This window comes from Acinetobacter sp. MYb191 (assembly GCF_037572605.1).
In the GTDB taxonomy this organism is placed as follows: domain Bacteria; phylum Pseudomonadota; class Gammaproteobacteria; order Pseudomonadales; family Moraxellaceae; genus Acinetobacter; species Acinetobacter johnsonii.
In genome coordinates this window covers 36,293-56,415 of the sequence record NZ_JBBGZP010000012.1, presented here as the reverse complement: position 1 = coordinate 56,415, position 20,123 = coordinate 36,293, and the positions used below count along the sequence as shown (strand labels likewise).

At 41.8% G+C, this 20,123-nt stretch carries 16 protein-coding genes, 1 rRNA gene and 1 pseudogene; 8 read left to right on the top strand and 10 right to left on the bottom strand.

The features are described 5' to 3' along the window. Together WH214_RS06915 and WH214_RS06910 are read right to left on the bottom strand one after the other, a co-directional pair. Positions 1-294, bottom strand: a 16S ribosomal RNA gene (locus WH214_RS06915); the annotation flags it as partial. A gap of 428 nt (positions 295-722) precedes the next feature. After that, positions 723-1,292 (bottom strand): peptidylprolyl isomerase, encoded by a 570-nt coding sequence (locus WH214_RS06910; RefSeq protein ID WP_087015069.1) that lies wholly within the window; start codon positions 1,290-1,292, stop codon positions 723-725. Positions 1,293-1,388: 96 nt separating this feature from the next. Here WH214_RS06910 and WH214_RS06905 point away from each other — a divergent pair, with 96 nt between their 5' ends. Next, a complete protein-coding gene (locus tag WH214_RS06905) occupies positions 1,389-2,057 on the top strand; it encodes an acetoacetate decarboxylase family protein (RefSeq protein ID WP_339421957.1) in 669 nt (222 codons plus the stop codon). A 48-nt stretch (positions 2,058-2,105) separates the two neighbouring features. Here the strand turns inward: WH214_RS06905 and WH214_RS06900 are convergent, their stop codons facing one another. Further along, positions 2,106-3,179 (bottom strand): alpha/beta hydrolase, encoded by a 1,074-nt coding sequence (locus tag WH214_RS06900; RefSeq protein WP_339421956.1) that lies wholly within the window; start codon positions 3,177-3,179, stop codon positions 2,106-2,108. 198 nt (positions 3,180-3,377) lie between these two features. Between WH214_RS06900 and WH214_RS06895 the strand changes: the two genes are divergently transcribed. After that, complete coding sequence (locus WH214_RS06895; protein WP_339421955.1) at positions 3,378-3,926, top strand: hypothetical protein; 549 nt, start codon at positions 3,378-3,380, stop codon at positions 3,924-3,926. A gap of 137 nt (positions 3,927-4,063) precedes the next feature. Here the strand turns inward: WH214_RS06895 and WH214_RS06890 are convergent, their stop codons facing one another. Next, complete coding sequence (locus tag WH214_RS06890; RefSeq protein WP_004697397.1) at positions 4,064-4,291, bottom strand: hypothetical protein; 228 nt, start codon at positions 4,289-4,291, stop codon at positions 4,064-4,066. A 924-nt stretch (positions 4,292-5,215) separates the two neighbouring features. Here WH214_RS06890 and grpE point away from each other — a divergent pair. From grpE to WH214_RS06865, 5 genes are all read left to right on the top strand, one after another. Further along, the gene (gene grpE / locus WH214_RS06885; protein ID WP_168159922.1) at positions 5,216-5,764 is read left to right on the top strand and encodes a nucleotide exchange factor GrpE; all 549 of its coding nucleotides are present in this window, start codon (positions 5,216-5,218) and stop codon (positions 5,762-5,764) included. A 119-nt stretch (positions 5,765-5,883) separates the two neighbouring features. Then, positions 5,884-7,824 carry a molecular chaperone DnaK gene (gene dnaK, locus WH214_RS06880; RefSeq protein ID WP_086210894.1) on the top strand — a complete coding sequence of 647 codons (1,941 nt, stop codon included), beginning with the start codon at positions 5,884-5,886 and terminating at the stop codon, positions 7,822-7,824. Positions 7,825-7,938: 114 nt separating this feature from the next. After that, on the top strand, positions 7,939-8,763 hold the full coding sequence (blaOXA, locus tag WH214_RS06875) for an OXA-211 family carbapenem-hydrolyzing class D beta-lactamase (RefSeq protein ID WP_339421954.1): 825 nt from the start codon (positions 7,939-7,941) through the stop codon (positions 8,761-8,763). A gap of 83 nt (positions 8,764-8,846) precedes the next feature. Then, on the top strand, positions 8,847-9,758 hold the full coding sequence (locus WH214_RS06870) for a matrixin family metalloprotease (protein WP_339421953.1): 912 nt from the start codon (positions 8,847-8,849) through the stop codon (positions 9,756-9,758). 114 nt (positions 9,759-9,872) lie between these two features. After that, a complete protein-coding gene (locus tag WH214_RS06865) occupies positions 9,873-10,247 on the top strand; it encodes a hypothetical protein (RefSeq protein WP_005401765.1) in 375 nt (124 codons plus the stop codon). A gap of 61 nt (positions 10,248-10,308) precedes the next feature. On the opposite strand, the pseudogene erpA reads toward WH214_RS06865, so the two are convergent. The 4 genes and pseudogenes from erpA to WH214_RS06845 form a co-directional block, all read right to left on the bottom strand. Next, positions 10,309-10,644 (bottom strand): annotated as a pseudogene (gene erpA, locus WH214_RS06860) (iron-sulfur cluster insertion protein ErpA). 118 nt (positions 10,645-10,762) lie between these two features. Beyond that, positions 10,763-11,764: a putative solute-binding protein gene (locus WH214_RS06855; protein WP_376699584.1), complete on the bottom strand. Its 1,002-nt coding sequence runs from the start codon at positions 11,762-11,764 to the stop codon at positions 10,763-10,765. Positions 11,765-11,995: 231 nt separating this feature from the next. Continuing rightward, positions 11,996-13,006, bottom strand: a complete 1,011-nt coding sequence (locus tag WH214_RS06850; RefSeq protein ID WP_087015054.1) for a putative solute-binding protein — start codon at positions 13,004-13,006, stop codon at positions 11,996-11,998. A gap of 254 nt (positions 13,007-13,260) precedes the next feature. Further along, a complete protein-coding gene (locus WH214_RS06845) occupies positions 13,261-14,271 on the bottom strand; it encodes a putative solute-binding protein (protein WP_339421952.1) in 1,011 nt (336 codons plus the stop codon). A gap of 231 nt (positions 14,272-14,502) precedes the next feature. Between WH214_RS06845 and WH214_RS06840 the strand changes: the two genes are divergently transcribed. Continuing rightward, on the top strand, positions 14,503-16,443 hold the full coding sequence (locus WH214_RS06840) for an ATP-binding cassette domain-containing protein (RefSeq protein ID WP_004977711.1): 1,941 nt from the start codon (positions 14,503-14,505) through the stop codon (positions 16,441-16,443). A 641-nt stretch (positions 16,444-17,084) separates the two neighbouring features. Here WH214_RS06840 and WH214_RS06835 read toward each other — a convergent pair. Together WH214_RS06835 and gyrB are read right to left on the bottom strand one after the other, a co-directional pair. Continuing rightward, a complete protein-coding gene (locus WH214_RS06835) occupies positions 17,085-17,453 on the bottom strand; it encodes a hypothetical protein (RefSeq protein ID WP_339421951.1) in 369 nt (122 codons plus the stop codon). Positions 17,454-17,622: 169 nt separating this feature from the next. Beyond that, positions 17,623-20,094 carry a DNA topoisomerase (ATP-hydrolyzing) subunit B gene (gene gyrB, locus WH214_RS06830; protein WP_004697421.1) on the bottom strand — a complete coding sequence of 824 codons (2,472 nt, stop codon included), beginning with the start codon at positions 20,092-20,094 and terminating at the stop codon, positions 17,623-17,625. Positions 20,095-20,123 lie beyond the last annotated feature (29 nt).

The following is a 20,123-nucleotide window of genomic DNA, read 5'->3' as shown; positions in this document are numbered from 1 at the left end:
TCTCAGACCCGCTACAGATCGTCGCCTTGGTAGGCCTTTACCCCACCAACTAGCTAATCTGACTTAGGCTCATCTATTAGCGCAAGGTCCGAAGATCCCCTGCTTTCCCCCGTAGGGCGTATGCGGTATTAGCATTCCTTTCGGAATGTTGTCCCCCACTAATAGGCAGATTCCTAAGCATTACTCACCCGTCCGCCGCTAGGTCGTATAGCAAGCTATACTTCCCCGCTCGACTTGCATGTGTTAAGCCTGCCGCCAGCGTTCAATCTGAGCCATGATCAAACTCTTCAGTTAAAAATCATTAGTAGCTTATGGCTACAAATCTTGGCTCATCAATTTTCTGACAAATATTTCTCAAATAAACTTCGAGTAATTTTTACCATTCAATCAATGAAATATTTTCGATCGATCAATCAGTAAAAATCCACACAAGTTGTTCTTCATAATCTCTTAATGATCTTTCTAACACCTCGTCAGTGCTAGAAGCTGGACTTAATATACTCAACAACTCAGCACTTCGTGCTTCGTTCGTTTCCGTCTATCTCGTCGGTATGGGGTGCATTCTAGACCATTACGAAATCTTTGCAAGTGCTTTTAACTGGTTGTTTTATCGGGTGTTGTATTTTTATGCACTAAAAAGGTTCAAAAACATACAACCACACACTTAACCCAATAATTTTAAAGCAGAAATATAGATTTAATATTTCTGCTCTCTTTTTTCATTACTTTTGCACTGCTGCTGCTTTAATATTCACACTGAGAATTTTAATGGGTTGTTTTGGTACATCTTGATGTGGCCCTGCACGTCCTGTCGGTACTTTAGTAATCTTATCCACCACATCCATACCTTTAGTGACCTGACCAAAAACCGCATAACCTGCGTTATTGGTACTTCTATCTAGAAAGTTATTATCCACCACATTAATAAAGAACTGACTGGTTGCAGAATGCGGTAGGTTGGTTCGTGCCATCGCCAAAGTGCCACGTTTATTCGATAGACCATTGCTTGATTCATTTTGAATGGCTGGTCGGGTTGGCTTTTCCACAAGGTCAGCAGTCATACCCCCACCTTGCACCATGAAACCTGGAATGACGCGATGAAAGATCGTGCCGTTATAAAACTTAGCTTTCGTATAGTCTTCAAAGTTTTTTGCTGAGATTGGTGCTTTATCATTAAACAGTTCAATTTCGATGTTGCCCATTGATGTTTTCATTTCAACAATCGTGTTATTTGCCATGACCGCCATACTCATACATGTAGCCGCCACTGCAACTAAACTCTTCTTTAACATTTCGTTACTCACAGCATTCAGATGTTATTAGATTTCGGTATATTAATCGTTCAGTATAAATAAAACACTACTTCTTCTAAGAAAACGAGAATAACGATGAATGAAGCTTTAGCCCTGTCTCAATTGAGTCAATTTCCACCTTGGCATTTACAAGGTGAAGCCTTTATTTTGAATTATTGGATCAGTCCGCAATTTATCCGACAATATAAAGCGTTTCGTATCGCCCCGTCCCCAATTGGTCGTGTGGTTCAAGTCATGTTGGTTCGTTATCATCAATCCCCTGTTGGACCTTATGATGAACTACTTTTACTCGACCACCCTTTACTGAGCAAACGGCGTTTAAGTTCCATTCCTAAAATTTATGTGTCTACACAGATTTCAGTTGAACATGGTCAACAACTTTGGGGAATTCCGAAAGAGTTCGCTCAGTTTGATTGGTATACACAGAATGAAACTACACAATGCCAGCTTAAGACTCAAAACCAAACCTTGTGTTTAACACTCACCCAATGTAAAAAAGCACGTCCGTTTTATATTAATAGTCATCACATTCCACGTTCCATGCTCAAAATACAGCAAGCGTGGCAAGGTCAACGTTATGAGTTTTCTCCACAGTTTCGCGCGAAGCTAATGAAACTGAAAAAATTTGAATGGCAAAACCATACCACCCTCTTTCCAGACTTTGGCCAAGCCAAGGCTCTACAAAGTTTTTATGTCCCGAGCTTTCAGCTCGTTTTTCCAGAAGCCAAAATCCGCTCTAAATAAAAAAAGAATGTTCCACGTGAAACATTCTTTTTTCCAATTCATGCATCTTTATTTGGCATTCTTATCCCAAAATTTTCTAAAATCCTTTGCCATTTCTATGGTAATTTTTTTTGCTCGACGAGAAATGATGGTGAAGTTCACAAACCCATGGGGTTGATCTAGATAATTCTGATAATAAACCTTATTGCCCTGCTGCTTTAATTTGATGGCATAAATTTCACCTTCATCATGTAATAAATCATGACCTGCGGTGATGACAAAAGCGGGGGCGACACTTTTTAATACGCCATAGGTTGGCGAAACAATAGGATTATCTAAAGCTACCTGATGTTGTTCAGCATACAACGACGTCACTCTATCGACATCTTGCCCCGTTAAGGTCAGTCCATCTTTATAAGCAAAGAACGATGGATGGCGACTTTTGAAATCGACCACGGGGTAAATTAACAGTTGTGCACTTGGCGCATAAGCTTTTGCCGCAGTTCGCTGCGCCACCACGGCACTGATATTGCCACCTGCACTATCGCCTGCCACCGCAATTTGGTTTTTCAAAATTTTGAACTGACGACGGTTTTGATAGACCCAAGCCAAAGCATCTTCACAGGATTGAATCAATAAATTCGGACCAACTTCTGGCGCCAAAGGATAGTCAATACTGAGCACCTGCACTTTGGCATGGATTGCAAGTAAGCGACAGACTTCATCATGACTGTCGAGACTGCCGACCACGAAGCCGCCGCCATGATAAAACACCAGCATCGGAAGTTTCTTATTCGGTGCAGGATGATAATGCCGCGCAAACACAGTTCCACTTTGTAAAGGTAGACGTAAATCTTCCACTTGTTTTACCGTGCTGGGTTTGGCGGTCAACATTTGAATTTGATGATCAAACAATTTACGCGAACGGTGGTAGTCTTCAAAAATAAAGCCCGATTTTCCTTGCTTATATTGAGCCGCCATTAAGCATTTGATAAAGGGGTCCAGTTGTTCAAACTGGTGAGGATAACCCAGCGCTTTAACCAAGCCTTCTTGTGCTACCGTCGGTAAGCGATCAATTACTCGTGCCGCACTGCCTTGGCCTTGTTCCACCCATTGTTGTAAAGTTTGATTCAACACGCCCATGTCAATAATATCCTTTTATCGTTCTTCATATTCTCTACATGATCAGCACTTATGTGACCATTCTCTTATATAAGTCTTCACATCAAGATACATAGCAATACGCCCTATACGCTAATCTTCTTTTAAGAGCTTGTCATTGACAATTTTTATGCCGATTTAGGAGTGTTTTGCTACTCCGTTTTATGAAGGAGACCTGCCATGACTAAAAAAATAATATTCCTCTCGCTCATCAGCACCTTGTTTGTTGGTTGTGTGGCTTTTCCTGAGGATGGCTATTATGACGGACGCTATGACCACCGCTATGATTATGACGATCGACGCTACGACCAGCATGATCGCTATGAACGTGAACGAGACCGCCAACGTTGGGAATACCAGCAACGACAAAACCGCATTGAACGCGAACGTCGCGAGGCAGACCGAAACCGCCAAAGACATGCTGAATGGGAACGCCAAAACCGCGAACAAGAACGGCAACGTATTGAAGCTGAGCGCAAACGGATCGCCAATCAACGTCATCAAGACTGGCAACAGAAAAAGCGTGATCAAGAGCGATTAAATCAAGAACGGAAACGTTATGATACTGAACGTCAGCAACGACAAAATGCCGAACGCCAACGTCGTGAGCAAGAACATCAACGTACTGAAGATCGACGCAAACAATCCAATAACGATCGTAAGCAACGTACTGATGATCAACGCCGCGATCAAAACAAAGGTTGGGATAACTCACGTCAAGAACGATAAAATCGTCATCGCACATCAGACTGACGAAATAACACGGCTGAACAGCTTCTAATTATTTACTCCCTAAAAAAAGACCTTCACGGCATCCTGTGAAGGTCTTTAACAAAGCGAGTTTAAGAGAAGTTCTCTTTTAAGCTTTATTGTTGTGTTGTCGCAGGTGTAGATTGGATGGGTTCAATCTGAGCAGCAGGATCCGCTTGAACCTCTACTCCAGCACTTCCCTCAACGGTTGCTGTTGCATCTGGTGCAGTGGTCACTTGAGCGGACTCAGGTGCAGTACTGGTTTCATTTGAGCTACAGCCCACAATCGCAAATGCTGAACCTAAGAGCGCTAGAGACAATAATGCAGTTTTCTTATTTAACATTCTTTCATTTCCTTTTACGTCATACAAAATAGCAAAGCCAAACTTTGCCTTGCCTATCTTTGTCAAATCCGAAAACTTTTACACACGTGCTGAGTTGTAGTTTTTACAGTTTCGAGTACAACTTGTGCAATTTTTTATTAATTGGGCACAAATGCCGCCTTAGCACTACATCTCCACAACAGCTCAAGTTAATGTGCTGATTCTTCATTGTTTCTCTCTTCGGTGAGCAGCATAAATAGGAACTCTATGCTTAGCCCATCAACTCTTCAGCATTGCAGAACTCTTATATGCTGATACACGATTAAATAATGTTATTTTTAAATTTTAAGCAAAAAAAAAGCTTAACCCAAGGCGGATTAAGCTCGAAAAAGCATACAAAAATAAAGAAACCACAGCCTTAAAAATCGAATTTTGAGCGCAAAGCTCGAATCATCCTGACAGCATTATACCTTTGCACTGAATAAATTACTTTTGGGAGACGTACTATTCAAAAACCTAAATCTCTAAATTAGGAGGGTTTCCCCAAGCTATGCAAATAGGTCGCAGTCACCATACTTTGCTCTCTCCACAAAGTATGATCACCGCTGATAAATTCATTATGTAGACAATCGAAAAATTAGTAAAACAGATAAATTTGATTAAAATAATTCAATGTAACGATTAGACTTTTTCAACATAAAAAAACTCTAGCAGGATTGGAAATGGACCTTCGGACAGAATAAGCGCCAAGAAAGCCTGATTTCAGCAATTTTTTACCAAAAATACATGAATTAATCACTGAAGCCGCTTGAATTTTTGGCTGTTGCCCCGACCTTTTGTAGTAATCCTGAATTCAATAACGCATGGCAGTTCAGATTAACCCAGTTAACACTGATGCCTGAAGGACTGTACATGTTTAAGAACCCATTTAAACGGAGTAAATCAATGGCGACTGAGCACAATCAAGAAGCTCAAGATCTAGGGCAAGAGCAAGCGGATTCACAAACAGCGCAAACTCAAGCTGAAACGGAGCAAGCTGAAGTTTCAGTTGAGGATTTACAAGCTCAAATTACCAATCTTGAAGAAAGCTTAAAGCTTGAAAAAGCACGCACTGCAAATGCTGTATACGAAGCACAAAAAAGTGTAGAGCGTATTCAACGTGAATCAGATAAGCATAAAGACACCGTTCTCGAAAAATTCGCAAAAGAGTTACTGGACTCAGTGGATAATTTAGAACGTGCCATTAGCGCATCAGGTGAAGAAAAAACACCAATGTTTGAAGGTGTGGAACTGACGTTGAAATCGTTACTGACTGCACTGGAAAAATTTGGTGTGGTCGCAGTTGATACAGCAAATGGTTTCAATGCGGACTTGCATCAAGCAGTCGGGATTGATCCAAATGCAAAAGCCAACGAGATCGGAACGGTCTTACAAAAAGGTTATACCTTAAATGGTCGTTTGCTCCGTCCAGCAATGGTCATGGTTGGCGCATAAGCCCTATAAATTCGAGAGTTTGTAAAATTTTTTCTTCATTATCACTTGAAAAAAATTGAACGGCTCTCATATCGAATAACAAGCAAAAACATTGCAAAAATTTTTGAGGAATCATCCAAATGGCTAAAATCATTGGTATTGACTTAGGTACAACAAACTCTTGTGTCGCTGTGCTTGAAGGCGACAAAGTTAAAGTGATCGACAACGCTGAAGGTGCACGTACAACACCATCGATTATTGCGTATAAAGATGGCGAAATCTTGGTGGGTCAGTCTGCAAAACGTCAAGCAGTGACTAACCCTAAAAACACATTATTCGCGATCAAACGTTTGATCGGTCGTAAGTATCAAGACCAAGCAGTTCAAAAGGACATCGGTCTTGTACCTTACAAAATCATCAAAGCAGACAATGGCGATGCTTGGGTTGATGTAAACGACAAGAAACTTGCACCACAACAAATCTCTGCTGAAATCTTGAAAAAGATGAAGAAAACTGCAGAAGATTACTTAGGTGAAACAGTAACTGAAGCAGTTATTACTGTTCCTGCTTACTTTAACGATGCACAGCGTCAAGCAACCAAAGATGCAGGTAAAATTGCAGGTCTTGATGTTAAACGTATCATCAACGAACCAACGGCTGCTGCACTTGCGTTCGGTATGGATAAAAAAGAAGGCGACCGTAAAATCGCGGTTTACGACCTAGGTGGTGGTACTTTTGACGTATCAATCATTGAAATCGCAGACCTTGATGGTGACCAACAAATCGAAGTGTTATCAACCAATGGTGATACTTTCCTTGGTGGTGAAGACTTTGATAACGCGTTAATTGAATTCTTGGTTGAAGAGTTCAAGAAAGAACAAAGTGTGAACTTGAAAAATGATCCACTTGCGTTACAACGTTTGAAAGAAGCAGCTGAGAAAGCAAAAATTGAGCTTTCTTCATCAAATGCAACTGAAATTAACCTACCGTACATCACGGCGGACGCAACTGGTCCTAAACACTTAGTGATCAACGTAACGCGTGCAAAACTGGAAGGTTTAGTGGCTGATTTGGTTGAACGTACAATCGAACCTTGCCGTATTGCACTTAAAGATGCTGGTCTTTCAACGTCTGAGATTTCTGATGTGATCTTGGTGGGTGGTCAGTCTCGTATGCCACTTGTACAACAAAAAGTACAAGAGTTCTTCGGTCGTGAACCACGTAAAGACGTGAACCCTGACGAAGCGGTAGCAATGGGTGCTGCGATTCAAGGTGCGGTATTGTCTGGTGACAAAACTGACGTACTTCTTCTTGACGTTACTCCGTTGACACTTGGTATCGAAACCATGGGTGGCGTGTTAACAGCAATTATTGAGAAAAACACCACGATTCCTGCGAAGAAATCTCAAGTGTTCTCAACTGCTGCGGACAACCAACCTGCTGTAGACATTTCTGTGTTCCAAGGTGAACGTAAAATGGCACAGCAAAACAAATTGTTGGGTAACTTCCAATTGGGCGACATTCCACCTGCTCCACGTGGTGTGCCACAAATTGAAGTATCGTTCGACATCAACGCTGACGGTATCTTAAAAGTATCGGCTAAAGATAAGAGCACTGGTAAAGAGCAATCAATCCAGATTAAAGCAAACTCAGGTTTGTCTGATGCTGAAATCGAAGCAATGATCAAAGATGCTGAAGCGAATGCTGAAGAAGACCGTAAGTTCGAAGAACTTGCGAAAGCACGTAACGAAGCGGATGCATTGGTATCTTCTGCTCAAAAAGCAGTAAAAGATCTAGGTGAGCAAGTAACAAGCGATGAAAAAACTGCTGTTGAAACTGCAGTCGCTGAGCTTGAAACTTCGACTAAAGAAAATGATGTAGAAGACATCAAAGCGAAAACTGAAGCACTTCAAAACATCATCATGCCGATCACGCAACGCGCTTATGAAGCTGCGCAAGGTCAAGGTGGTGCTGAAGGTTTCGACCCGAATGCATTTGGCGGTGACGCTGGTCAACAACAAAAAGCGGACGATGGCGTTGTAGATGCTGAGTTCACTGAAGTAAAAGATGACAAAAAATAATTTGTCTCTTTAATAAAAAACCGCGCGAAAGCGCGGTTTTTTATTACCTAAATATTGTTGTTTCACATTCTATTTTTACATTAGGCTGATAAAAAATTTAGATCTCAGCCACCCATGAAAAATTTACAGTTGGGACTCATCGCCCTCATTACAACCTTCGGTTCCGCATGTACCACAATAAACCCCTCCGTAGAAACAGCTAAAAACCAACATCAGCAAAGCGCGCAGCAGCAGATCCAACAGGCCTTCGATCAACTCCAAACCACTGGGGTGATTGTCATTAAGGATAAACATAGCTTACACAGCTACGGCAATGACTTGAGCCGTGCTCAGACACCCTATGTACCCGCCTCTACCTTTAAAATGCTGAATGCCTTAATAGGACTAGAACATGGTAAAGCAACCAGCACCGAGGTGTTTAAATGGGATGGTCAAAAGCGCAGCTTCCCTGCTTGGGAAAAAGACATGACTTTAGGGCAAGCCATGCAAGCATCTGCCGTTCCCGTTTATCAGGAGCTAGCACGGCGCATTGGCCTAGACCTAATGCAAAAAGAAGTACAGCGCATTGGATATGGCAATCAACAGATTGGCACCGTTGTCGATAATTTTTGGTTAGTCGGTCCACTGCAAATTACGCCTGTTCAAGAAGTCCTTTTTGTAGAGAAGCTGGCCAATACACAACTCGCTTTTAAACCCGATGTACAACATGCAGTACAAGACATGCTGCTGATTGAACAAAAATCGAATTATAAACTCTACGCCAAATCAGGCTGGGGTATGGACCTAGAACCGCAAGTGGGCTGGTGGACAGGCTGGGTCGAAACTTCAACAGGTGAAAAAGTGTATTTTGCTTTGAATATGCATATGAAAACAGGGATTTCAGCCAGCGTGCGTGAGCAACTGGTCAAACAAAGTCTGACAGCGTTGGGAATAATTTAAACCCACAGAGAAGACGCATTTTTTTATGTTGTAAAGGTATTATTTACGCTAAAGTAGCTAAAAATAAAGATATATGAAGAAATATGCGTCAAAGTCTCTTGTTTGCTTTGCTGGGCTTTTTAGGATTGATTCTGTATCAAAATATGCAACAGCCTCAGCTGCGCCTCAATCCACTGCTGGATCGGCTCACTCATCCATTCGATCAGCGTATTCGCTATCGTATTGCGGAAGTCGATCCGCGTTTTGGTCTTAGTGAACATGAGTTAAAGTACATTAGCCAGCAAGCCACGGATATTTGGAAACAGGGTTTAGGCCAAGACTACTTTGTCTATGACCCCAATGCTCGGCTCAGTATTCGACTCATTTATGACCAACGTCAAGATGAGTCGGTACAACGCCGTGATCAACTGTCTAAACTGACACAAAATGAACACGGGCTGAGTCAAAAAAATACTGAACTCAAAGCCATGCAACAAAATCTGGCACGCCACTCAGGTGCTTTAGATGTGCAAAAACAGAGTCTACAAGACCTTAGCCAAAACTATAATGCCATGATCCGTCAGTATAACCAGCACGGCGGAGTCCCTGCTTCGCAGCAGGCGGCTGTACAACAGAGTTTGGCGCAGCTGCGTCAACAGCAACACGTTTTAGACCAACAAATTGCCAGCTTTAACCTGCAAGTGAATGCCTACAATCAAAAGGTAGATGAACTGAACCGCTTAGATCAAGGCCATAATCTGGCCATCGACCAGTTCAACCAACGCTTCCAACCCCGTCTATTTGATAAAGGACTGTTCAATGGGCGTGAAATTCATATTTATGAGTTTGAGTCCAAAGAAGACTTACGTCTGACTTTAGCGCATGAATTTGGCCATGCCCTCGGCATGAAACATCATAATGATCCGAAAGCCCTGATGTACCCAATGCTAGAAGAGCAAGATATGCAGCATTTCCGTTTACAAAGTGCCGATATTGCATTGTTTAATGCCCGTTGAAATGATGAATTGCTAAAAAAATCCCCTAATTTTAATATGTGTATGAAATACAATCACAGCACATCTTGACTCGGGTTCGTGTTATTGTAAATAATTGAATATCCACTAGAAGCTTTGGAGACGAATGTGAGTTACTACCATATCTTAATCGAAGTAAATGACCACATCAGTACGATTGAAGAAACTCGTGATATCGAAATCTTTGATATTGTTGAGATTCAACCTTATCTCCATTCTATTCTATTGCCCTATTTTAACGAGCAGCTGTTAGAACTTGAAGATGAAAATTTAGAGTTTAAGGATGTTTTACATCTGGAAGTTAAACAGACGCTTTTACCAATCAATGACTTGATTGAAGAAGAGCAGAAACTGTTACCGAGTGACACCGATGTCACCATTACTGCCTATGAAGTTTTTAATAACCGTGACTTAAGCCAAGATGTCACCACGATTATTTTTGACTTACTCGATGCGATTAAACTCGATTGAAAGCGAATGATTGCACATAAAAAAAGCCCTCATCATGAGGGCTTTTTTAATCAGATCAGGTTTAGATCGAGAAAGATGAACCACAACCACAGGTCGTTGTTGCATTTGGGTTTTGCACGATGAAACGTGAACCTTCTAAACCTTCAATATAATCCACCACTGAACCGACCAAATATTGATAACTCAATGAGTCAACCAACATTTTCACATCACCATTGATAAATTCTGCGTCGTCTTCATTTTTGTTTTAAGCAAAGTTAAAACCATAAGAAAAACCTGAACAACCACCGCCCGTGACATATACACGAAGCATTAAATCTTGATTACCTTCACTGTCACGTAATTGACGTACTTTATTTGCGGCATTGTCGCTTAGTTCAAGTGCTTGGGCATTCATCTTAGATTCCTCAGTTCGGTTCAGCTGTCTTTCAAATCAAAAAGACCATATTTCGAGTATAGCATACTCAATATATGGTCCCTATTTGAATATTTAAAGTCAAATCAGACTAATTTTCTCAAGATTGTTTGTAATTTTCATCCTGTAGTCCACATTCAAAGTTTTTCGCCGCTTGCTTACAACGGAATTGCCATAACAGTTTCATCATTCGCTTATCGTAAATACCGCGGTTGGTGAGATCAATTCGTGCTTCCCGCATCATCTTTTGATAACCTGGTTGATCTGCTGCGGGCACCTGCATCCAATATTTTTGCGGAATTTCAGCTTTCATTTTACCCAAAATACCGAATGCACGCGGCAGCTGGCCTTTGACCCATTCCCGTGATTTTTGCCCATAACCTGCAGGGAATTTATCTGGACGAATAATAATATTACCTGTGACCTGTAAAATCGGATAATTTACAATCGCCCCTTTCGTCCCCAAGCCTTTATGTAACTCTAAGGGCTTAAAAACCGCAGCAGGCGCACCAATAATATCGACTTGACCGTTATTAAACTTTGCACCAAAGTTCGTGACATCGGCACTCACAGCTTGCGCACCAATTTGTTGAACCATGACTTTTTGCGCTTGATCATAGTCTAAAACCGCAATTTTCTTGCCTGCGGCTTTCGCTACGGTATTGATGCTACGGTCATTCACCAATAAAAAGGCATCCCCCACAGGAATCACACCTGCGACCTCGTACTTACCATTGACCATATGTTTAGCAAAAGTTGGGCTGGCCAAGCCTTGCATCACTTTAACCGCTAAATTGAGATCGGGAATCGCACCAATTGCGTCGAGTGAGCCTGTAAACGAATTAAATTGACGCCCGCGCATGCCTGTAACACTAATGGCATCGCATTTTCCTGCTTTAAAATCCTCAGCAATCACGGCTTCGTTTTGTCCGACCCGCAGTTCAATATCCGCGCCCCAGTTTTTAGCCGCCAACTGATAATCTTTCATCAAGCTATATACATCACCATTTTTACCGACCAAGTCGAATACACAAACCACTTGTTTGGCCTGTGCCATCGCTGTTGCAGAAATGACTAATGTCCCGATACTGAGGCTTTTCATCCACTGTTTCATGTATCTTCCTTTTGACTTATTGTTGTTTATTGTGATGAGCCATTCACTTGTGCTCTTTGTTATTTTTTAATGTCCCGAATGACACTTCACTCGGTTCAAAACCACTCATTTCCTACGCGCTATACAAATTAGCTGCTTCAAATCCATTTAAATCTGTCGGTTAAAAGCAAAAAAGAAAGCTCAATTTAAACTGAGCTTTCTTTGATCCCATTCAGAAAATTACTCACCGCCCAGTGAGCATTCAAAGTTGGCTTTATCCACCGAGCAACGGGCTTTTTTCAACACCGACATCATTGCTGGATCATAAATGCCTCGTTTGGTCATATCCATCCGACCATCACGCAGCATTTTTTGATATTTGGTTTTGTCTTCTGCTGTGAGATTCATTTTGTATTTTGCAGGAATGCCTGCTTCTAAACGACCAATCATTGCGATGCTTTTCGGGAGGTTTTTCACAAACCAATCGCGCGATTTTTGTCCAAAGCCTGCGGGAAATTGATCTGGGCGAATCACAAAGTCAGCTGTCACTTGTAGTACAGGGAAGTTAAACATTGCGCCGTTCGTGCCTAAACCTTTATAAATTTCTAAAGGTTTATAAGCATAAGCCGGTGCTCCGACCATATCGACTTGACCGTTATTAAACTTCGCCACAAAGTTAGACACATCGGAAATCACCGCTTGCGCACCGACGCGTTGCACCATGATTTTTTGGGCATCGTCATAGCCCAAGACTGCAAACTTTTTACCCGCCGCTTTTTCAATGGAATTAATACTTTTATCTCGTACAAAAATAAAAGCTGAACCTAAAGGTGCAATCCCTGCCACTTCATATTTTTTACCCCCAAGATTGGTCACCATTTTGGTCGCATTACGCTGATCCAATGCAAAAGTAATCGCACGTTGTGCAATGGCATTGCTTGGGGCACCGCCCAATGCATCAATAGAACCGACAAATTTATTGTACTGGCGCGCACGCATAGCAGTCATAAATACGCCATCACACTTGCCTGCTTTAAAGTCGTTGTCGGCAACGGCTTCATCTTGACGAGGGATTAAATTAATTTCAGCTCCCCAGCCTTTTGCCGCCAAAGCCCATTCTTGCGCCATTTGATACGACTCACCAGATTTGCCAAGCAAGTCAAATACACAGATGTCCACTTTGGCCGCTTGTGCTGTCGACGCTACACCAAAAGCAGAAAAAGCAGCGAGTGCGAGGGTTAATTTTTTCATTCTTGTGTCCTTGTTCGTTTTGTTGTTTGACAGGTGTCCATACACATGCAAAATATTAAGCAAGTTAAAATTAAAAAAATAGAGCATTTACTCAAAAAACACTGTCAATTGGGCAAATTTTTTTCTTTTCTCTCATTTTTATTTTCAAAGGATTAGTAAAATCATTTTAAATTCATCATATTAAAATAAAAAACCTGCATCATCCGTTTTACATGAATGATGCTTAATATTACAAAGAAATACAGATTTTCGCCTTATTCACCACCCAATGAACATTCAAAATTGGTGCGTTCAACCGTACAGCGGGCTTTTTTCAGCACGCGCATCATGCCTGGGTCATAGATGCCTTGTTTGGTTAAATCAATGCGCCCTTCCCGTAGCAAGCGCTGATATTTTTCTTTGTCTTCTTTGCTGAGCTGCATTTTGATTTTACTGGGAATGGCAGCTTCAAGTCGCTGCACCATAGCAAAGGATTGCGGAATTTTTTGCAAAAACCATTGCCGTGATTGCTCACCAAATTGAGCAGGAAAACGCTCGGGTCTGACAATCAAATCTGCAGTGACATTGACTACGGGAAAGTTAAGCATAGCCCCTTTAGAGCCTAGACCTTTTTCAATTTCTAAGGGTTTATAGGCATATGCAGGTGCAGCAACCACATCGACTTCGCCTGTATTAAACTTTTTTATAAAGTTGGAAATATCCGACATCACAGGTACAGCACCTACTCGCTCCACCATCATCCGTTGTGCTCGATCGTAGTGCAGAATGGCAAATTTTTTACCTTGTGCTTTTTCGATGGTATTTAGACTTCGGTCTTTTACAAAAATATAGGCTGAACCAATCAAGCCAATACCAGCCACTTCATAGTTTTCACCTTGTAATGTGGTGGTCATACGCTTGGTATTTCTAGGATCCAACACATATTCCACCGCCTTTTGTGCAATTTTATTGCTCGGTACTCCGCCTAAGGCATCAATCGAACCTGCGAACTTGTTATACGTGCGCGCGCGCATCGAGGTCATATACACCGCATCGCATTTATCATTTTGAAAAGCTTTATCGGCTAAGTCTTCGTCCTGAAACGAAATCAACTGTACCTGTGCACCCCATTTTTTACTGACCAAAGCCCATTCTTCTAAGAATTTATAAGACTCCCCTGCTTTACCCAGTAGGTCGAAAACACACACCTGCTGTTTCGCTTGCACCATACTGGAGAAAGCACACAGTGCTAGCGTCGATAAAATAAAAAATCCTTTTCTTTTCATTATTATCCCTTCATATTTTTTGTTTTACTGGGGAAATATATCTGTGTGCTATTCCTCAATATAGGTCAAAAAAGGTCAACTTTTAGCTTTCCGACCAAAGGTCAAATGGTTTCATCCTCCCCCTTAAAAGAAACTCTTAGAGGTTTCAGTTCAGATAAATTTTGAATGTTTAGTCTTTTGCTGACGCATCCATTAGAATAGGCGCACCTTTTTCTGATATTTGATAGTTCCATGATTCAGCTTGATCAAGTTTCATTGCGCCGTGGTGGACGAGTGTTATTTCAAAAAGCCTCCATGCAAATCCATCCGGGTTGGAAAGTTGGTCTCACCGGTGTCAACGGTGCTGGAAAATCAACCCTGTTTGCTGCTCTCTTAGGCTCGATAGGTCCTGATGATGGCACCCTGAGCCGCCCTGCCGTATGGACGGTGGCACACATGGCGCAGGAAGTAAAAGCCTTAGATATGGCTGCGATTGATTTCGTCCTGACCGGTGATGAAGAATATTGGAACATTCAACAACAGCTCAACCATCCTGAACAGTTAACTGACACTGAACTGGCTGATTTACATGGCCGATTCGACGAAATTAACGGTTATTCCGCACCCGCTAAAGCCGCTCAGCTTATGGCGGGTCTGGGTTTTATGGAACATCAAAACCAACTCTTGGTTTCGAGTTTCTCTGGTGGATGGCGGATGCGCTTAAACTTAGCGCGTACTTTGATGAGCCGTTCAGATCTATTATTACTGGATGAACCAACCAACCACTTAGATCTCGATGCTATTTTATGGTTAGAAGATTGGTTAAATGCCTATACAGGTACCCTAATTTTAATTTCGCATGACCGCGATTTCTTAGATGCCATTACCAACCGTATTTTGCACATCGAAAATCAAGAACTCACTCTCTATAGCGGTAACTATTCTACGTTTGAAACCACTCGTGCAGAACGTTTGGCACAACAACAACAAGCCTATGAAAAGCAGCTCGAAACACGGGCACATATTCAAAAATATATTGATCGCTTTAAAGCCCAAGCCACTAAAGCGCGTCAGGCACAAAGCCGAATTAAACAACTGGAACGGATGCAGCTGCTTGCTCCTGCACATGTCGATACCCCATTTACCTTTAGCTTCCGTGAACCCACCAAAATGAGTTCACCATTGCTGACTTTAGAACAGGCTGATATTGGTTATGGTGATAAACTGATTGCCACCAATATCAACATACAAATCACCCCGACGAGCCGAATTGGCTTATTGGGGATGAATGGTGCAGGTAAATCAACTTTAATCAAATCCTTGGTCGGTGATTTACCTTTATTGGCAGGACAACGCAAAGCCTCAGAACTGCTGAATATTGGCTATTTTGCACAGCATCAAATGGATTCACTGGATGAGTCGGCCAGCCCAATGCTGCAATTGGCACGCATTGCGGATAAAAAAATCAGTGAAGCGACCTTACGTGCCTTTTTAGGCAGTTTCGGCTTTAGTGGCGAGCGAATGGATACCCCTTGCGAGAGCTTCTCAGGTGGTGAACGTGCACGTTTGGCATTGGCTTTAATCGTGTGGTTACGTCCCAATGTCTTGATTCTAGACGAACCGACCAACCATTTAGACTTAGATATGCGCCATGCCCTGACCATGGCTTTACAAGACTATGAAGGTGCTGTGGTCTTGGTTTCGCATGAACGCCAACTGATTGCCAGCGTGTGTGATGACCTCATTTTAGTCCATGCTGGAAAATCCACCGAATTTGAAGGCGATCTTCACGATTATGCCAACTGGTTACGCCAAGCACGCCTAGAAATGATTAAACAAGGTGGAATCGTAGCGCCGATCGTGTCTAAAGTCAGCACTCAAAAAACTATGGTTTCAAAGGTTGATAAAGAAGCGCAGCGTAAATTAGCTGCACAGCGCCGTGAACAAACGCGTCCGATTCGTAAAAATATCGAAAAATGTGAAAGCTTACTGGCAAAACACCAGCCACGTTTACTCGACATTGAAAGTTTACTCGGTGATGCTGGCCTATATGACGCTGCACGCAAAGATGAACTCATGAAACTGATGAATGAGCAAACCGAACTTAAAAACCAAGTCAGTGAAGCTGAAGAACAAATGCTAGAGCTAATGATGGAACTTGAAGAGCTCGAAAGCTCATTCGAAAACGAATAATCTTTCCTCATACACCCTGCCCGCTCTGTTTATGCATGGCGGGCATTTTTATGTCTTAACCATTTTGATTGATTTACTTTGCTGCAATACCAATCGATCTCGAAAAACGTGCCTTTTCGGTCTATGCATATAACTCAATAGGAAATGCACCCAAATAGTCTGAGCATTTTAAGAAATCATAAGTGATTGAAATTAAAATTATTTCTTAATAAATAAAGCGATAAATTGATTGATTTTTATTGTTTAGATATTCTTAAAAAGCAAAAAATTTGATTGTTTAATTTAGCTTAATTAATTGAATATTCAACTATATACAGTCCTATTTCCATGCATTTCACAGCTTAAAGCCAAATACAACCTTCACAACAGACAGCGAATATCCATCATGTTCAGACATGCACCCTTCAACACAACAAGTTTTGAATTTAAAAAAGAGGGAATAAATTTAAAAGATCCGATTTAAATTTAAAAAATAACGTATGGTTTTAAATTTAAAAACCACACTTGAAACAACTGTGGATAAAATTATACGTATTTTAGCAACTGATATAAAGTGCTATTTTTATTTATCCACAGGCTAATGCTGTTTATTTATTCAGTTGTTTTAGGCAAATCCATCCTCTTTTTTGCGCTCTTTTTCCTTAATTTAATACGGCTCTTTGCGCCTTTAAAAAACATAATTCTTGTATTTTCCATCCCTGATCGAAGACCCATGTTTCTTGGATTTGTTGGCGATTTTCAACCAAACCGATCAAGACCTGACAGCGTGTTTGGTCACGGTTAAACTCAAATTCTTCAAATTCGACATCGGGTTTTTGAGGTTTCCAAACCCCATTTTTCACAGCATGTGCGATCTTTTCATAGCGCGTATAGTTACTCTCCACACGATCAGCTTGCTCATAGACCACCTTAAAATGCTCATCTTCATATTGAGCTAAAACTTCATAATTGCCCGTAAAAAATGCATTCACCCAAATGTCGCGTACTTGTTCTAGTTGATTATCCATCATAATGACCTCACATTTTGCACTGTGCAAAAGACTTGATACTCACATCATGACATCGCTATAAGTCAGTTTAATAACAGTGAGCACTGCTTATATTTTATTCAAAATCACAAGAAATGCTGTAAAAAAAAGCACCCCGTAGGGTGCTTTTTTGGCTTATTTTGTAAAGCGCTTAGGCATCAATATCCGCATTCAATGCATTTTCTTCAATGAATGCACGACGTGGTTCCACATCGTCACCCATCAAACAAGAGAACATACGATCGGCTTCGATCGCATCCTGAATGGTAACTTGCAACATGTTGCGGTTTTCAGGATCCATAGTGGTTTCCCAAAGCTGGTCCGCATTCATCTCACCCAAGCCTTTATAGCGTTGAATCATCATGCCACGACGGGAATCAGATAAAATATGTTGCCATACCTGATGGAAGTTAGTAACTGCAATCTTGCGATCACCTTTTTGTAGGTATGCGCCATCTTCCAACAACGTGAACCAACTCTTGGAGTTTTTCAACAAACGTGCATATTCACCAGAACCCAATAAGCCTGCATCTAATAAATAGCTGTGCGGCAGATTGTGTACATAGATGGTGATACGAGGCAAGTAAGTCTCGATCTTTTGACCATCCGCCAGTTCTTTTTCAAACGTTTCTAAGCTTAACTCAGGACGCAAGCTCGGTTGAATCTCTGCCACAGCACTGCGCACTTGTTCAGCCCACTGTTCAACATAAGCTCGGTCATGGTTTTGATCAAGCTTAAAGCCTTCAACCGAAATCAACGCATCTAAGACACTAGCAGGATAACGTACAGTTAAACGCTGTAAGCTCTTCTGAGACGTTTGATAGTCCGCAATCACATTCGCCAAAGCTTCACCACGGATCGCAGGTGCAGCATCGCTGATGTGCAATTCAAGCTCATCAATCGCGTTTGAAATTAAATAGGTTTCAAGCGCATCATTATCTTTAAGATATTGCTCTTGCTTGCCTTTTTTCAGCTTATACAGCGGTGGCTGAGCAATATAGATATAACCACGCTCCACCAGCTCAGGCATTTGACGGAAGAAGAAGGTCAACAATAAGGTACGAATATGCGAACCATCCACGTCAGCATCGGTCATGATAATGATTTTGTGATAACGCAATTTGTCCGGATTGTACTCTTCACGGCCAATACCACAACCCAATGCCGTGATCAGCGTGCCAACTTCTTGAGATGAAATCATCTTGTCAAAACGCGCACGTTCTACGTTTAGGATTTTACCTTTCAACGGTAAAATCGCTTGCATCTTACGGTTACGACCTTGTTTTGCTGAACCGCCCGCAGAGTCACCCTCGACTAGATACAATTCAGACAATGCTGGATCTTTTTCTTGGCAATCTGCGAGCTTACCTGGTAAGCCTGCAATATCTAACGCACTTTTACGACGCGTCATTTCACGCGCTTTACGTGCCGCATCGCGGGCACGAGCCGCATCAATGATTTTGCCTGCAATTGATTTTGCAGCTTGCGGGTTTTCAAGCAAATATTCAGAGAATGATTTATTCATTGCCTGTTCAACCGCAGGTTTCACCTCACTTGAAACCAACTTTTCTTTGGTTTGTGAAGAGAACTTAGGATCAGGCACTTTCACTGAAACAATCGCAGTTAAACCTTCACGTGCATCATCACCAGAAACCGCTACTTTCTCTTTTTTGAGTAAGTTTTCGTTTTCCATGTAGCTGTTTAGACCACGTGTTAATGCCGCACGGAAACCCGCTAAATGCGTTCCACCATCTTTTTGTGGAATGTTGTTGGTAAAGCAACGTACGTTTTCCTGATAGGTATCATTCCACTGCAACGCCACTTCAACACCAATGCCATTTTCAGCCTGTACGGTGAAATGGAAAATGTCGTTCAGATGGGTTTTGCCTTGGTTAATATATTTCACAAACTCAGACAGACCGCCTTCGTAGTCAAACACATGTTCTGCATGAATACGCTCGTCACGCAAAACAATGCGCACGCCCGCGTTTAAGAAAGACAATTCACGTAAACGACGCGCCAAAATATCAACATTGAAAATGGTTTGGCTAAAAGTTTCAGCACTTGGCCAAAAACGGACAGTTGTACCTGTGGTATCCGTATCCCCCACAACAGTCAGTGGGTAAACCGGATCACCGTGTTTATATTCTTGTTGATGAATATGACCTGCACGATGAATCGTCAGTTCCAACTTACGTGACAAGGCATTCACAACCGATACGCCTACACCATGTAGACCACCTGAAACCTTGTAACTATTGTCATCAAACTTACCACCTGCATGCAGAATGGTTAAAATCACTTCTGCGGCAGAAACCCCTTCTTCAGGGTGAATATCGGTCGGAATACCGCGCCCATTGTCCGATACGCTTACAGATTCATCTTCGTGAATCGTCACCAAAATTTCATCACAGTGACCTGCAAGCGCCTCATCGATCGCATTATCCACCACCTCAAACACCATATGGTGTAAGCCTGAACCATCATCCGTATCACCAATATACATACCCGGACGTTTACGTACTGCGTCCAATCCACGTAATACTTTGATACTAGAGGAATCATAAGCTTTTTCTGTGGTTTGTTCCGTTTGAGAAGCAGCTTGTTGATCTTCTGAACTCATGGTTTCTCCCTAGCGAAAAATAGGTCTAT